Source organism: Pseudanabaena sp. PCC 7367 (genome assembly GCF_000317065.1).
In the GTDB taxonomy this organism is placed as follows: domain Bacteria; phylum Cyanobacteriota; class Cyanobacteriia; order Pseudanabaenales; family Pseudanabaenaceae; genus Thalassoporum; species Thalassoporum mexicanum.
Genome location: NC_019701.1, coordinates 1858857 through 1874966 on the forward strand (window position 1 = coordinate 1858857; position 16110 = coordinate 1874966).

General features: G+C 47.6%; 10 protein-coding genes. 4 read left to right on the forward strand and 6 right to left on the reverse strand.

The genetic code is table 11. The features are described 5' to 3' along the window. Positions 1-21: 21 nt before the first annotated feature. Positions 22-735, reverse strand: coding sequence for a photosystem II repair protein Psb32 (psb32, locus tag PSE7367_RS07270; RefSeq protein WP_015164722.1), 714 nt, complete (start codon positions 733-735; stop codon positions 22-24). Between the two features lie 631 nt (positions 736-1366). Here psb32 and dnaN point away from each other — a divergent pair. Next, positions 1367-2506, forward strand: coding sequence for a DNA polymerase III subunit beta (gene dnaN / locus PSE7367_RS07275; RefSeq protein ID WP_015164724.1), 1140 nt, complete (start codon positions 1367-1369; stop codon positions 2504-2506). Between the two features lie 186 nt (positions 2507-2692). Here dnaN and PSE7367_RS07280 read toward each other — a convergent pair whose 3' ends face one another. The 3 genes from PSE7367_RS07280 to PSE7367_RS07290 form a co-directional block, all read right to left on the reverse strand. Then, positions 2693-2980 (reverse strand): TMEM165/GDT1 family protein, encoded by a 288-nt coding sequence (locus PSE7367_RS07280; RefSeq protein WP_015164725.1) that lies wholly within the window; start codon positions 2978-2980, stop codon positions 2693-2695. A gap of 38 nt (positions 2981-3018) precedes the next feature. Further along, a complete protein-coding gene (locus PSE7367_RS07285) occupies positions 3019-3306 on the reverse strand; it encodes a TMEM165/GDT1 family protein (protein WP_015164726.1) in 288 nt (95 codons plus the stop codon). Between the two features lie 108 nt (positions 3307-3414). After that, a complete protein-coding gene (locus PSE7367_RS07290; RefSeq protein WP_015164727.1) occupies positions 3415-3843 on the reverse strand; it encodes a hypothetical protein in 429 nt (142 codons plus the stop codon). Positions 3844-3987: 144 nt separating this feature from the next. Here PSE7367_RS07290 and PSE7367_RS07295 point away from each other — a divergent pair, with 144 nt between their 5' ends. The 3 genes from PSE7367_RS07295 (at position 3988) to PSE7367_RS07305 (ending at position 8473) form a co-directional block, all read left to right on the forward strand. Then, positions 3988-4449 (forward strand): hypothetical protein, encoded by a 462-nt coding sequence (locus PSE7367_RS07295; RefSeq protein ID WP_015164728.1) that lies wholly within the window; start codon positions 3988-3990, stop codon positions 4447-4449. A 130-nt stretch (positions 4450-4579) separates the two neighbouring features. Further along, entirely contained in the window at positions 4580-5938 is a 1359-nt protein-coding gene (locus tag PSE7367_RS07300) for a hybrid sensor histidine kinase/response regulator (protein ID WP_015164729.1), read from the forward strand. A 300-nt stretch (positions 5939-6238) separates the two neighbouring features. Continuing rightward, on the forward strand, positions 6239-8473 hold the full coding sequence (locus tag PSE7367_RS07305; RefSeq protein WP_015164730.1) for a beta strand repeat-containing protein: 2235 nt from the start codon (positions 6239-6241) through the stop codon (positions 8471-8473). A gap of 267 nt (positions 8474-8740) precedes the next feature. On the opposite strand, the gene PSE7367_RS07310 is transcribed toward PSE7367_RS07305, so the two are convergent. Together PSE7367_RS07310 and PSE7367_RS07315 are read right to left on the reverse strand one after the other, a co-directional pair. Beyond that, a complete protein-coding gene (locus PSE7367_RS07310) occupies positions 8741-14626 on the reverse strand; it encodes an alpha-2-macroglobulin family protein (protein ID WP_156800360.1) in 5886 nt (1961 codons plus the stop codon). A gap of 347 nt (positions 14627-14973) precedes the next feature. Continuing rightward, positions 14974-16008 (reverse strand): DUF3179 domain-containing protein, encoded by a 1035-nt coding sequence (locus PSE7367_RS07315; protein WP_015164732.1) that lies wholly within the window; start codon positions 16006-16008, stop codon positions 14974-14976. Positions 16009-16110 lie beyond the last annotated feature (102 nt).

The following is a 16110-nucleotide window of genomic DNA, read 5'->3' on the forward strand; positions in this document are numbered from 1 at the left end:
TTAAGCTGAACAGATAAACATTTAAGTCAGCATGAAATAGGCCACCATTGGCAGCACTGTAGCTACAACTAATAGCACTACCACCAGCACAGTCGAGCTTTGCGTATCAGTTTCTTCGGCCGTGGCATAGGTACTAGCAGCAAAGGTTTTTTCTTGAACTACTGGCTCGCCAGGATCAGGTTGGCCAGATAAAACTGCCACCAATCGATCGCTGCCATCACTGAGGGCTTGGTTAAATTGTTTCTTTTGAGCCGGATACAGCACATTGGTGTTAGCAATACTCTGGGCGATCGACTCCGGCATGATTGCCTCAACTTCTGCGCCAGTCACGATCGCACTGCGATAGTCTTCGGTCGCTAGCAAGATCAAAGCCTGGTTAGCCTTCTCGTCATCGGTGGGAAACCACTTATCAAATACTTGCTGTGCAAACTCATCGGTGGGTTGGCCATAATCAATCCGGTCAATCGTGACAAAACGCACCTCTAACCCGGTTTGCTGATTTAGTTGCTCAAGATCGCTATAAACACCATTTTCAATGCTGGGGCTAATTACATCCGCAAAATCAATCACCCAGGTACGATCGCCTTCAAGCAAACTAGGCACATCATCTACAGTGGCAGCGATCGCAGGCGTAACGAAAACTAGTAGGGCAAGCAGGATAGCGATCGCCCCCAAACCCCAGCTTTTCAGAACGATCGGCAACTGCCTAAGGGATAAAAGGGGTAGATATTTCATAACCAAAATTCAAAAAATAATAAATAAATTTCAAAGCTCAACTGCTTAATAAATCAGCTTTTGATTTAACCATTCTATCGGCTCATTTCGATCGCTCCCAATCAGTATATATACTGACTAAATACTTATTTACATAAATCGATCAATTTAACTCTATTTTTTAGCGGTGATATTAATTTTCATGAATATCCATAGTCATTCCGACTTAGCCTGGGGAAAACCTGTGGAAAACGCCCATTTTCCTGTGGAAAACCTTCCATCTACTGTGGAAAAGAAAACCCTTAATGTGGAAAACTATTCATAGGTATAAATACCCTGTGGAAAACTGGTATATTTATCCACATCATTTTCCACAGGGAAAAATCGCTGAATGGCTTGATATAAATCGATCTTGGTACTTTTTCCACAATTTCCACAGCCCCTACTACTACTATAAGAGTATTAGTTTTATAAGAGAAAATATTAGAAGAGTTAAAAAATTTTTTCTTCAAAAAGGCAATCTAAAAAGTAATCAAAGTTGCTAGCCATAAAAAAATAACGGTGCTAACATTGGCAGCTACAGGCAGAAATTTTCTGACCAGCCAAATTCATTTTTAGCAACCCCATTTCAATTCAGCTCCTGGCAATTGCTATGCGACTAGTTTGTCCCCAAAATCAACTCGCTTCAAACCTTTCTTTGGTAGGTAGGGCAGTCGCTTCGCGCCCTACTCATCCGGTTTTGGCGAACATTATGCTCAAGGCTGATGATAAAAATCAAACCGTTGAGCTGACTGCTTTTGACCTGAATCTGGGAATTAGAGTGAACTTTGCTGCGACAGTAACTGAACCTGGGTCGATCACTCTGCCGGCGCGATTGTTTAGCGATATTGTGTCCCGGTTGCCAGATGAGGATGTGACCTTGACCCTGGAAGCAGGAGAAGCGATGGCAGCGATCGCCTGTGGTTCGGGACGCTACCATGTCAACGGTTTGCCGATCGAAGAGTTTCCTGATTTGCCCACGATCGATGACGGCGAAACTACCTACCTACCGATCGAAGCTTTGATCTCTGGCTTGGATGCCTCTCTGTTTGCGGCGGCCACCGATGAAACGAAGCGGGTTTTGACTGGTGTGCATTTGACGGCTAATGCTGAGAGCCTGGAGTTTGCCGCCACAGATGGACATCGCCTGTCGGTAGTGAATGCAGAATTGCAGGATGCCGATTCACCCACCCCCTTTGCCGATAGTTTGGAAGTAACAATCCCGGCCAGGGCATTACGGGAATTGGAAAAAATGCTGGGATTGCAAACAGAAGGGGCGATCGCAATTAAGTTTGATCAAACCCAGATGATTTTCCAGGGAGCCAGTCAAACGCTCACCTCGCGGCTTTTGGATGGTAACTACCCCAACTATCGCCAATTGGTGCCAACCAGCTTTGAACGGCAAATTTCCCTGGATCGCAAAGCATTTATTGCGGCTCTGGAACGGATTGCAGTGCTGGCCGATCAAAAAAACAATATTGTTAAATTGTCGATCGATTCAACTGGCCAAGAAATAGCGATTTCTGTGGATGCGCCTGATGTGGCTACAGGGCGAGAATCGATTCCAGCCCAGATTTCTGGCGATGACCTGGATATTGCTTTTAATGTGAAGTATCTGCTCGATGGCTTGAAGGCGATCGACAGTAGTGATATTCAAATTCAGCTTAATACTGCCACTAGCCCTGCGATCATTACACCGATCGGCGCCCTGAAGATGACTTATTTGATTATGCCAGTGCAGATCAGGAATTAGGGAGACCTATCTCACTTGAGCAAATAAAATAAAGCCCACAAATAGGCTAGGTCAAAGAGTCTAAATGATATTCAACCTTGGCTTCTGGCACAATGAATGACGTTCAATTTGACCTCTGACACACGGCATGTAGCCGACGTTCACCTATAGCGGACTCTAGATATAGTATAGGCTAAACTAAACTTGCTATTTATCTTCTGTGGCATGACCAGCAAGGGTACGAAATGCTAGCATGGCAAAGATAAACGCCGCGATTATTTTTAAAAACCTGGTCGGCAAAACATAATAAACACTTCCCCCTAACAGCACACCCACTAAGCTAGCAACTAATAATGCTAGAGCTGAACCTAGAAAAACAAACCGAGGCGCAGTAGAGCTACTACTGAGGCTGAGGGTAGCGATCTGGCTTTTGTCGCCTAGCTCCGAAATAAAAATTGTGCCAAAGCTGATCGCAAGTAATTGCCAATCGATCATGTTATCTCCTCTCCCACTTTTTCTTTATTGCACGGTAATTAACTAACCGCATCCCAAACCAAGCCCACCGCCAGAAACATAAAACTAACCCCGGTCAGCATTTGCAGCACTTTTGGTGATAGGTGCCTAGAAAGCCACTTACCAGCTAATACACCCAAAAGGCTAGTGGTGATTAAGGCGAGTGCAGCACCAAGGAATACTACTAGGGGCGATCCTGCTTGGGCGGCGATCATCAGGACTGTGAGTTGGGTCTTATCACCAATTTCGGCTATGAAGACGGTCACAAATGTCGAGGTAACAATCTGGACGTGTTCTGGTTTTAGCAAGCTGCAACCTGGGGATTTAGATTAATTGATTTTCGTTAAGATCCTATCTCAATTGGGATCGCTAATGGGCATAAATTCACGCGATCGATGGTGATGCTATTTCGCTTCCTATAACCACTGGCCACCACGAAAGCGCCAGCGCGGAAAGATCAGCCGCATTAGCGATTGCGACACAATGAAAATCCCCAGCCAAACTAAGCTGTAGTGACAGATGAACCAACTGAGGGGTAGTTCTTGATCACCCAGTAGTGGCAACTGGAAAATTTTGATTAACAAAACAATAAAAAATGCTTCCCACAGCCCCGCCAGGAATTGCAGCGCTGCTGGCCAATCCCGATCCCACCGAAATGATTGAACATAGTTATAGAGTGGGTCCCAAAAGAAGAAGCCAAAAAAAATCAAATAGCCCAGAATCCAGAAGAACTGCGATCCGCCTGGGCCAATCCATCCCGCTGCAAATGGTAACGTGATCAAGCCACCAACGACGAGCATTAATAGTAAGCGGGTTTGCCAACGGCCATAGAGGGTAGGGGTCATAATGCTAAGTAAATCAAAATTTAATCTTAATAATTTGAATAGCGATCGGCAGGTAGCCTTATAAGGACTCTCAACATGGTATGACAAGGTAAAAACATGTTGGGTTCGATTTGATTGGCAGTTTTCTTAACATAAAAGGTTGATATGGAAGCATTGTTAGAACAGGGTGGCGTAGTTCTTATAATTGCTGGCTTGATTATTATTGCCATTCTTTCGCTGTTGGTTGCCCTGATTCTACAGCTTTCAATGCAAATGGCATTAGGTGCAAAGCCTACTTATGGTAATGCATATGTCACCACGTTTGTTGCTTATCTGGTGGTAGGAACTGTGCAATCCGCATTTAGAGCAATTACAGGTAATCCGCTAGATTCTGAATTAGGCTTGCCACCCAGAGAATGGTTAGTTTTGACCCTTATTAGCTATGTAACTCAATCCCTGATATATGGGTTGTTACTGAAATACCCCGAAAGTGGCGCTATTGGGTTTGGCAAAGGTATGTTTGTTAGCCTGATTCAAACCGTGCTAGTAGTTGTTATTACAATAGCGATCCTATTTGCTGTGTTAATTCTGGTATTTATTGCAACACTGATTTTTGGTGGTGGCTAGGCGATTGCCAATATCAATTAAGGACTTTCACGTGATGATTTGCAGCTTTTTAGAAATGCTAATTTTCGGAAATTAAAAACTAGCCTAGACTGGATTTAGATACATCTAGTCAATTGCAACCGAGATTTTCATGCCAGATACGCCAGTAAGTGATGGGCAAGCCCAGGTCACATCCCAGATAGCAACCCAGACAATTTTGATTGTTGATGATCACCGGATCAACTGCGATATCTTAAAGCGCACCCTGTCCCGGTGCGGATTGCAAACGCTGGTGGCGATGGATGGGGAAAGTGGGATTCAGCTAGCGATCGAGCGATCGCCCGACTTAATCTTGCTGGATGTGAGTATGCCGGGGATCGATGGGTTTGAAACCTGTGAGCGCCTCAAACAAGCACCCCAAACCGCTGAAATTCCAGTTATTTTTATGACTGGCCTATCGGATACCGAAGACAAGGTGAGGGGGTTTAATGTGGGGGCGGTGGATTATGTTACCAAGCCCTTTGAGCAAGAAGAGGTGATCGCCAGGATTAAAAGCCAGTTAAAAATCGGTGCACTGACCAAAGAATTGCTCGATTTGAATCAAAGCCTGGAAGAGAAGGTGATCAAGCGAACCGAGCAACTATCTCAAGCGCTCGATAATCTCAAGCAAACCCAGATTAGCCTGGTGCAAAAGGAAAAGATGTATGCCCTTGGTGAATTGATGGGTGGCTTGGCCCATGAAATCAGCAATCCGCTCAGTGTGATCGCGGGCAATGTGGATTATTTGTCTAAATATGGTAATGATTTGCTGGGCTTGCTGCGCCTCTATGAAAAGCATTTGCCGGATAATGTGCCGGAGATTGAGCAATATAATCAACAGATCGAAATTGACTATTTGCGGAAGGACTTTTTTGCGATCGTGGCGGCGATGGAGCGAGGCGCGGGTTCGATCGCCCAGTTAATTCGATCGCTCAAGCATTATCTGCGGCGCGACGATGCGGCGATGCAATTGATGAATATCCATGAGGTGCTCGAATCTACGCTGATGATTCTGCGGCATCGACTCAAGGCTTGCCCCACCCACCGCACGATTCAAATTATGCGGGAATATAAAAAATTGCCGCCGGTTTCTTGCTATCCTGCGCCGATCTCCCAGGTGTTCATGAGTCTGGTATCGAATGCGATCGATTCGATCGATGCCTCGGAGGAAATGTTCAGGCAGGAATATGGCATTGGTAGCGATTATGAGATGCCGCTGATTCGGATTGGTACGCAATGGATCGATGAAAAAATTAGAATCACGATCGCCGATAATGGGGCTGGCCTCACTGCCGAATCCCAACAACGCTTAGCAGAGCCACTATTTACGAATAAGCCAATCAGCAACGAACCAGAACTCAGCCTGGTGATTAGTCGCCACATCATTGAAGAGAAACATCATGGCTGGCTGGAATTTAGTTCTGAGCCAGGGCGGGGGCTGGAATTTGTGATTGAAATTCCCTTAACTTGATTTCAACAGTTATTGTTATCAAAACAATTTGAATTGTTGCATATGGTTAAGTTTGTTGTTAATTTATTCTACATTTGCGGTTGATAAATTAGTTGGATTCCAGGCTGTAACCTTTTGAGCATGAGTATTCTGGCCGATGCTGGCTATATTGTGAATACGCTAAAACTGATATAGTGCGTGATTAATGTCACAATCTTGCAGATACAGGTATCACAGGCAACCTCAATTGCGGGGAGAATACTGTAAGAGCACTCAGAAAAAATTAGATGTAAGTTAAGTACTTAGGAAGGGTTTTGAATCATGGCAATTATTACTGTTACGACGACACTTGATGTGATCGCGGCTGATGGCTTGACTAGCTTGCGCGAAGCGATCATCGAAGCCAATGCTAATGCGGATGCCGCTGACACCATTATTCTGGAGAGCGGTCTAACTTATGATCTGACTCTGGTTGGGGCTGGTGAGGATGCGGCCGCAACTGGCGATCTCGATATTGATTCAGTTGTAGCTGGTGCCAACATCACGATCGAAACCGATGGCGCTGCCCAAGCTACTGTCGATGCCACTGCCCTTGGCGACGATCGGATTTTGGATGTGCTCAATGCGGATGCGACGCTGAATATTGATAATTTGATTCTCACTGGTGGGAATGTGACCGCTGCTGGTGAAGATGGTGGCGCGATCGATTTGATCACTGGTGCTACGTTGAACGTGACCGACAGTGAGATCACTGGCAACACTGCTGCTGATAATGGTGGTGGGATCGCTGGTGATGCTGATAACACAATTACAATCACCAATTCGCTGATTACTGGTAATGAGGCTACTGGTAGTGATGGTGGTGGTGTTTATTTTGATGATAATGGTAATCTGACGGTTACCAATTCAACCGTTAGCAATAATACAGCTAATACCGATGGTGGTGGGATTCATTTTGATGCTGATGGTACCGCTACGATCACCAACTCGTTGATTACTGGTAATGAGGCTACTGGTAGTGATGGTGGTGGTGTTTACTTTGATGATAACGGTACGCTGACGCTCACTGATTCAACAGTAAGTAATAATACTGCTGGTGGTGATGATGGCGGTGGGATTCATTTTGATGCTGATGGTACCGCTACGATCACTGGCAGTACGATTACTGGTAACACCGCTAGTGACGATGGCGGTGGTTTTTATACCGATAATCGCGGTAATTTGACCCTCACTGATTCAACTATTAGTAATAATACTGCTACTGGTGATCAAGGTGGTGGTATTCACCTGGATAACGATAGCACCGCTACTATTTCTACCAGCACCATTTCTGGTAATTCCGCTGGTTCTGATGGTGGTGGCTCTTTCTTTGACAACAACAGCACCATTGATATCACCGATTCCACCTTCAGTGGCAATGAGGCGGGCGATGAAAGCGGTGCCCTGGAAGCAGATACTCCCACACTTACCATTTCTAATAGCACTTTCAGTGGCAATACTGCTGCTACTGCGGGTGGGGCAATCCAAATCGATGATGGTGGCACCGTAGATATCAGCCACACCACGATCGCCTTTAATACTGCTACTACCAATGCTGGTGGGATTGACCTCAATGACGCTACTATTACCCTGAATATTAACAATACGATCGTGGCTACGAATGAGGCACCAGTTGGCCCCGACATTGATAATACCGTTGGTGCCACAATTACCAGCGGTGGATTTAACATCATCGGTGACAATACTGATGTAGCAGCCGACTTCCCCGCTGGCATTCCCAACGCCAACGATGACTTCGTGGGCACCGCAATGGATCCGATCGATCCTGGCCTTTCTCCCCTGGCCGACAATGGTGGCCCAACTCAAACCCATGCGCTGGGCGATGGCTGTAGCCTGGCGATCAACAATGGCGATCCTAACTTCGTGGCTCCCCCTGACTTCGATCAGCGTGGTATGGGCTTCGATCGGGTCTTTGGTGGCCGGATTGATATCGGTGCGTTTGAACTGCAAAACTCTGCGGGCGTTCTGGTCTTTGGTAATACTTCCTTTGGTACGCCCGGCCCTGACACGATCGTCGGTGATGCCAACAACAACACAATCAATGGCAACGGTGGTGATGACAGCCTGTTCGGCAGTGATGGCATCGATCGGGTCAATGGTGGTTTAGGTAATGACTTCCTTGGTGGTGGCCTGGGCAATGACTTCCTCAACGGTGGGGCAGGCAACGACACGATGGATGGTGCTTGTGGCGGCACTGGCACTGGAGAATTCGATCGCCTCACTGGTGGTGGTGGTGCTGGTGCAGATACCTTTATCCTCGGCGCTAGCTTTGGTTCGTACTATCTCGGTAACGGTGATGCTGACTTTGCCTACATCTCTGATTTCAACTCTGGCGTGGATACGATCGTGCTGAATGGTGTGTTGGCCGACTATACGTTTGTGCCGAATACCACTTCCAATAATGTCACTGGTCAGGGCATCTTCAACGGTGGCGATCTGGTGGCGATCGTGCAGCAGCAAGCAATTAACACGGTCACTGATTTGGTGTTTGTCTAAGTTGGTCTAAGCCCGTTGTAAATGATGTGGTCTTGCTTATACCTATTTAGTTAGGCAAGCCATAGCCAAAAATTAACAAGAAGCGATCGCTTTACTTTACTTAAATTTAGTAGGGCGATCGTTTTTTATAGAACAGATTGATTGCTTCGCGCCTTGCCTTGCCGTTATTGACTAAAGACCAAATACAGGACTTCTATAAAAATTGGGTGTGAGCAGATGGAGTAACTTTCCAGAGACAAAGCTTAATTGATTAATTCTTCAGTAAGTTTAATTGTTATGGTTGACGATCGTTACACTACTCGAAGCCGATCGGCCAAATTCTTCGGGGGCATATTGCAGGTGGGCTTCAGCACCAGGCCATTTAAATTCACCCGGCGTTACCGATCGCACCAGGTAGTGCAGTTGATATACACCTGCCTCCAGATGATCGGCATAGGCAACTACCCGATCGCGGTGAATATTTTGATAGTTGATTTGCCAGCTATCATGGGCTGCTTGGAAATAGGGGTTAGCAGTCTGGAAACTGGTGTCGATCGCTTCAAGGCCAGCAGGCAATGGGTCACTAATCATCACATGATCGACTGGATGATCGGTAATAATATCCACGCCGATATCAAATACCTGGGCAGTTTTCAGAGCCACAGGATTTTCCAGCGTGGTTAAATCCAGCGTTGCGATCGCATTATTGGAGTTGTCCTGTTGATCAAGATCAGCATTGCTCAGCGGATAAACATGGCGGGTCACCCGCAAGCCATTGAATCGCCCTGGTTGCTCACCACTGAGTCGATAGCGATAGGCGGTGAGGTAGTGTAAAGTGCCAGCGCCAGTTTTACTGAGTACCAGGTTTTGTTCGCCTTGAGGTAGCTCAGCCATCGGTATTTCAAACTGGGTTTGGTTATCACGGTAACCCACAAACTGAGCCGTGCCAATTTGCTGCTCATCCAGGTTGGCGATCGCTACAAAATTTGGCGGCGTGGGCTCATTTCTGGCATAGGCTACCAATGCGGCCAGTGCCTTCGCATTTTCATAGTCATTCCGCCACAGACCATCGCGTCGCTGAGCTAGTAATCCCTGCAACAGCCGATCGGTAAATTCTGGTTTTTGCCCTTGCTCGACCATCAGCTTGAGCGCTTCCGCCTGAGCCACCGTCGTCGAACTACTCCAACGCCAGCGCTTAGGCAGATTGATCGTGGCAGTGCGCCCAGTTTCATAAATGCTCTCTTCCAGTTGGTCAATTATTGCCTCAGCTTCACTTTGCCACGCTTCGCCTAGTTTGATCAGGTGTCGCGCCAGGGTGATTTGGGCAACTTCATCTAGCTCCTGACGACGTTGATAGAGTTCGGCCACAAAATCACTGCGCCGATCGCCCAGGGCATCTAGAGCATCCAGGGCATTTAACCTGATTCGATCTTTGCAAATCTGGTTGTAGCACAGGTCATCCTGGCTGGGATTGGCAAGAATGCTGCCGAGGTATTTTTTCAGGCCATCAACCATGCCAGGGTTGGGCGTAATTAAGTTAGCCTGCTGATTAGCCACCACGGCGATCGCCGCATAGGGAGTCATAAACGGATCGGTATATTTTGCGCCAGGATAGCTGGCAAATCCGCCACTGGGTCGCTGTAGTTTTTGCAGTTGACTCAGGGCTTGATTGGCCTGAGCAGCGGGATCAAAGTTGGTGAGGGTTTGGGCATATTTGGTGCTCAGTTCAGCTAAACTGGCCGCTACGATCAATTGACTGGCCACTGGTTGCAGGAAGACAGGTTGCTCTGACCTGGTGATCGCCTTGGCTGGGGCAATGATTGCCGGCATCAGGGTACTGGATAGGGATACTTCCAAACCACCTGCATCTGGATCAACGCGATCGTCTACTTCGAGCGGGATCGTAATTTGATCATAGGTTTGACCAGTTTCGATCACCTGCTCGGTTACCCGCAATGGTTTTACTTCCAATGGCACCGCAAAAATATCATTAAAGTCCTGGCGATCGATCGCAAATTGGAGCTGCGATTTTCCAGCCGTTGTCGCCACCATGGGCATACGCACCGCACTGGTGCGAGACTTGGTTACATTTTTGCTGAGGGTGATATCCGGCGTTGGTTGTTCTTCATCATTAGGAGTGGGCTGGAGGAAGTTAATCCCACCAATAATTTCGCCCGTAATATCAATATTGCCCGATCGATCGGTGCTATTGGTAATTGCCAGCCCCGCCTCAAAGCGATCGCCAACCCTGGCAAACTGGGGCAAAACTGGATTGGCCAAAAGCGGCTTGGTGGCAATGAAGTCAGTTTCACCCCGACCAAAATGGAGATCGCCATCGGTTCCTACTACCATCACCCGCCAGGTGGTCAGATCATCGGGTAGGGTAAAACTTATCTGGGCTTGCCCTTGATCATCGGTAATGACGGAGCCATTGTAATAGGCCAGAGGCTCAAATTTAGTTCTGGGTCTGGGATCGGTGATGCCCGTAGACAAACCGCCACCATAACCCCAACCCTTTTCCAGGGCACTGTCGATGTTGGCCAGCACCACATCGGGGCGATTGTCGCTAAACCTGGTCAAAATTGGCTGATCGGCATAGACCGTTTCCACCAGATCGGGTGGCCGATAGCCGGTTAGTTGCAAGACGGCATCGTTGACCACCATCACTGTTAGCTGGCCTTTGACGGGGCTACCAAAGTTATTTTTTAGTGCCAAATTCAGGGTTTGCCGATCGCCCGGTTGCACGTTTTCGGTTTGCTCGGCACTAACAGCCACCTGCAAATAGCGATCGTCCAAATCCACTTGGAAATCCTCTAGACCAACCCGCATCAGGTTTTCCATGCTGCCTAGTTCCAGCTCATCCAGGGACTGCCCCTGGCGGATCAGTACCACTTCGACGGCGGCATTGGGCAGCATATCTGGCGTGATCGTAAAGCTAATTTGGGGTGCTGCGCCGGATACCTTTTGGGTCATGCGATAGATCGCTTTATCCCTTACGATCGAGAGGCTCAGCTCTGCTTCTTCGTAGGGCGATTGAATCAGTACCTTGGCGCGATCGCCAATTTTATACTTGTTTTTGTCTAAATTGACATCCAGGCGATTGTTATCGTAGCGATTACCCCAATAGACACGATCGCCGCCGGTCACCCAAATTCGGGTATCGGTGGCAGTTGCCTCACTGGTGGCATCCGCAAAATTGGCATGGATGCGATAGGAACCAGCCTCCGTGGGTGTGAGGTTAATTGTCTGGGGTTGATTGCCAGAGGTTACCTCTGCGGTGGCTATGGTTTTATACTCAACATTATTTTTACCCGTGGCGCTACCTTCGATCACCTGGGTATAGCGACTGTATTCCCGCTTTTGCAGTTCAAGTTTGAGCTTGCGGCCGCGCACCAAGTTGCCCTCTGGATCACTAACAATCACCTCGATCGGCAATACTTCATCGGCTTCACCGAGATAATTGCTATGCAGACCAATCAGGCGATCGCTGGGCAGCACTTCGATTGTTTTGGTGTCGCTCACCTCCAGATTGGCCACATCGGTCACCGATGCGCTAACGGTATAAGTCATCGCATAGGGGAGGTCAGCATCAATTTCGATCGCCTGACTACTGCTACCATCGGCGCTCAAACTGCCAGCTTCTTCGAGCACTTCACTGGTGATTGTCGGCGGTAGTTCTGGCCACCACCATTGTTTGCCAAACTGAAAGTCGTCCCAGCCATCAGGTGCGTAGGAGCTGCGATCGCGGCTGACAAAATATTTAACCGTGCCACTTTCGACGGGTGCGCCGAATAAATAATCACTTTGCGCCTGGGCAGTCAGGGTTTGTCCCATGACAGCCACTTCTCGATTGAGGGACAAATCTACCTTGAAATTTGGTGGTTTGAATTCAGCCACCCGAAACTGGCCACGAATTTCTGGCGCATTGAGTGAATCATCCCGATTCTGTGCCTTGGCCATCACCGTATAGAAACCAAGCGGACTCTCGGCAGGTAGATCGATCGTGAATGAGAATGTGCCGTATTCATTGGTTGTGATTGTGCCGATCGATTCTTCTTCGCCGCTGGGCCCGCGCATTGTGACCGCGTAGGGTACTTGCTTGTCTTGTTTTAGTTCGCCATTTTCCAAGAAGTAGGCAGTGGCAGTAAACCAGGCCTCTTCACCGGGCTTATAAAGCTGGCGATCGGAGAAAATCTCACCCCGCGCTTTGGGTTGTTGCCCTTGCCACCAGTCAGAGTAAATCCCATAGCTATAGGCTCCGCTGTAACTATCAAGTTGAGTAAATGCCCAGTCCTCAGCTTCTTTTACCACCACCAAAAGACTCGGTGGATCATCAAACATCTCGCCATTGCCAATCTGCTCAAAACAGGTTTTGAGGGTAACTTGATTTAGCAGTGCCAGTCCCTTGGCATTAGTTTTGCCAGTGGCACAGGGGTTTTCACCCGGTTGATACTCAGCCGCGTCATAAAGTTTGGATTGATAAATTTCAACCTGGCTATTTTCAACCGCTGCCCCATCGCTGAGATGATTGACTCTCACCAGCGCTGAGGTGGGGAAAACCTGGGCAAACACCCCTAAATTTGTTAGCTGTACCAGGCCATAATGGGTAACCTCGCGCCTCCGTTCTTCGTCATCTTGCCAGTAGGTATTGGTGTCGGCTTTGATCCCATAGGCCAACATGCCAAACTGACTGCCCAGGCGTTCCCGCAATGGGATGGCTACTTCTTGGGGCTGATTTTGAACTATTTCATCGATCGCAAAACTCCGCCAGCGATCGGCACTGGGCAATAATTCCGAAGCGCTATAGGTATCGTAGGCCGCATCTAAAACAATTAGCTCATCTGGCTGGACAACTTTGTATGCAGCGCGATAGCTGCGATCGGGTAAATTTACTGCCTCCAGATTTAGTTGTAAACCCTCGTGGGGTGGGAAAATATTCAAGCCTTCGGGAGCCCAGAGGTCGGCGGCTACGTCACTGGTTTGGATCTCGATACTTTCTGGTTGGGATAGGGACTGGCCATAGGCATCTTCTAACCCTGCTGCGATCGTGACTTGGTAGGTGGTGGCTGGCTCTAGGGCATAGGGATTCAATTCGATCGCGGTGGAGCCATCATAAACCTGCAGCAATGGCAGATCGGGATCAGCGGCGGGCTGGATTGAAATATTGGCGATCGCTGATTCTGCCATCACGCCATTATTGAATCGCAGTTGCGGTGAGCCTTCCAGAAACCGACCATAGGCACTATAACGATCCGGTTGGCCAATATAGCGTACCTGTTCAAACTTAAGCGGTGCATAGGTTTTGAATGTACTACTCAAAGGTGCTGCCAAGGGTAGGTTGCCATCATGGGACGGCAAGCCAGCCAGAAAACTTAACTTGTATGTTGTATCCTTTGCTAGGGGAGCCTGAGGAATAACCCGATAGTTCCAGGGTTTGGCGTTAGGATTGAAAGCAGCTTCAGCGGTCGCATAGGTTTGGGTATTTTGCTCATCTAGTTCGATCGCAATCGGCAAAGGTTCAGCGGCAGCCCTGGCTGGTAGTAGTTGCACATATTCACTCAATACCGCTGCCTCCAGCTCTGTATTTGCCGTGAAATGTAGTTCTGGCTCAATATCTACAACTGGAACTGGCTCATTTACATCTCCTGGTAAGTTAGACAAGCCGATCGATTCAGTCTCAAATGTCCAGGCGATGTCATTGGTTAATTCATGCTGTTCTAGATCCGCTAGCCCGGATTTGAGTGTGACCCGGAATCGGGATGCTTTGGGCAGAGCGCGATCGGCCTGGAACCCGACCATGCGGGGGGTGAGGAACCGGAATTGACCAGGGATGCTGGGGAAAATTTCAAACTTGCGTAGTAATTGCTGTTGTCGATCGCTACCCAGGGCTTCAACCGGAATCAACGGGTGTTGAAATTTGATTTTGATTTGCGCCAGGGGCTCGGCAGCAGCGGTGGGGCTGATTTGCTCAATCCATTCCGGTAGATCTGGGGCAGGCAGGGCTTCGACAAACTCCAGTTTGGGTTTGATCACGTTACAAGAAGCGATTGCCAAAACCAAACTAAGTCCCACCAAGAAACCCAGAAATCGTTTATAGCGACGGCGATTTAATTTTTGCCAGAACTTAATATTGAAACTTTTTACAAACGATCGCCAGTCTTTAATTAATCCCATTACCTCAATCCCTTTTGCCATCACCACATCTGAAGCTGGTTAGCTAATTACCACAGCAATTGACTCAGATCAGCATAATAAATTACTACCTGCAAATGTATGAAGTCATTGTTTATCAGACTATGCATACGATTTTGCGCGATCGCAATTCAACTCGCTGAACCCAAGCTTACCTAATTGCAAATTTCTGGTTCACCATACTTATAGCTCTTATAGTTGAGTCGATCGGCATGGGGGTAAAAGTTCCCGCATCTTTTAAGCTGTTATGTTTCGATACATTACAACTTCTGCTTATTCAGCATTAATATCAATCAGAACAATCAGAAATTAATAGCTAATCTACTCAATTACTTAGCCGCATCAGGGTTATCAAAAAAGGCAGGATAGACAAAGGCAAACGCAGTAGAACTTGTAATCATATTTCCCTGCTCGTCCCGTACGATCACCGTGTCTAAGTTTTGATCCCAGGTGGCGGTGACAGTGCGATCGCCGAATTCAACTTTTTTACTACCCAGTTCCTTTATTTCGCTATGAACAAATTGATGGCTATGGCCAGCGAATTGATTATGTGGTGTCTCGTCATTGGCCTGCCAGATATAGCTAACTATTTCCTTGGGGTGTAGTTTTCTGGCTTCTTGATCGCGGACTGGAAAAATTAGCTGATCGTTGGTGTAGTAGCTGCCATAGGGATAACGAGTGTAATTGCGGTTATAGCCAGTATCAGTAGACAGAATCAGGCTATCGGGATGTTGTTCGAGCCATGCGCCTAAAGTGGTTTTGACGGCTGGAATTTTCTTCAGGTTGTGATTAACCTGAGGGCCAATGATGCCCATGCCCCAGGGCTGTGAATAAAGAGTATCATCGGTGCGATCGAACATCACCAAACAGCTTTGATAGAGTTTGCCAGATACACCAAAGGTGGACTCACCGCGCTCAAAGGCCAGAATCGTATCGCAGAGTGGACAATAGGAAACAGTAATATTCACCCCACCCAGGCGATCGTTGACAATTTCATGCCAATTCATGACCCCATAGGGATAAGCCTTCGCTTCGCCATTAATCACAATGCCAATTACGGTATGATCATCGCCGTAGGAAGTGGTGGTGGCAGTATCAAATTCAGGATTATCAACACTAGGAATGCCATCTTTGGGTGGGCCACCATTTAATAGCTGAGCGATCTCAATCCGGCTTAGCTCAGCTACGTTGATGTTTTGCTCTTCGAGGTCGCCGATCTCACGATCCTGGTCGTTGAGGTATTGCAGCAGGAAATAATAGCGCAGCTTTAGATCGTCTAGGCCGTTAGCAGAAACAAATAATCCCCCCGCAGTGAGGATAAATACGAGGGTGGCTGCGATCGCAATTTTGATCCCTTTTTTCATTGCCCGTAGTAATATCTACTCGTAATGCTGTGTTGAAGTATCTACAGCTATTACGCATAGGCAGCGCGATCGGTTTGATTGCTCAGGTGAAACGTTAAGATC

Coding starts and splice junctions, on each gene's coding strand:
- psb32 (WP_015164722.1), bottom strand. CDS start 735: ATGAAATATCTACCCCTTTTATCCCTTAGGCAGTTGCCGATCGTTCTG.
- dnaN (WP_015164724.1), top strand. CDS start 1,367: ATGCGACTAGTTTGTCCCCAAAATCAACTCGCTTCAAACCTTTCTTTG.
- PSE7367_RS07280 (WP_015164725.1), bottom strand. CDS start 2,980: ATGATCGATTGGCAATTACTTGCGATCAGCTTTGGCACAATTTTTATT.
- PSE7367_RS07290 (WP_015164727.1), bottom strand. CDS start 3,843: ATGACCCCTACCCTCTATGGCCGTTGGCAAACCCGCTTACTATTAATG.
- PSE7367_RS07295 (WP_015164728.1), top strand. CDS start 3,988: ATGGAAGCATTGTTAGAACAGGGTGGCGTAGTTCTTATAATTGCTGGC.
- PSE7367_RS07300 (WP_015164729.1), top strand. CDS start 4,580: ATGCCAGATACGCCAGTAAGTGATGGGCAAGCCCAGGTCACATCCCAG.
- PSE7367_RS07305 (WP_015164730.1), top strand. CDS start 6,239: ATGGCAATTATTACTGTTACGACGACACTTGATGTGATCGCGGCTGAT.
- PSE7367_RS07310 (WP_156800360.1), bottom strand. CDS start 14,626: ATGGGATTAATTAAAGACTGGCGATCGTTTGTAAAAAGTTTCAATATT.
- PSE7367_RS07315 (WP_015164732.1), bottom strand. CDS start 16,008: ATGAAAAAAGGGATCAAAATTGCGATCGCAGCCACCCTCGTATTTATC.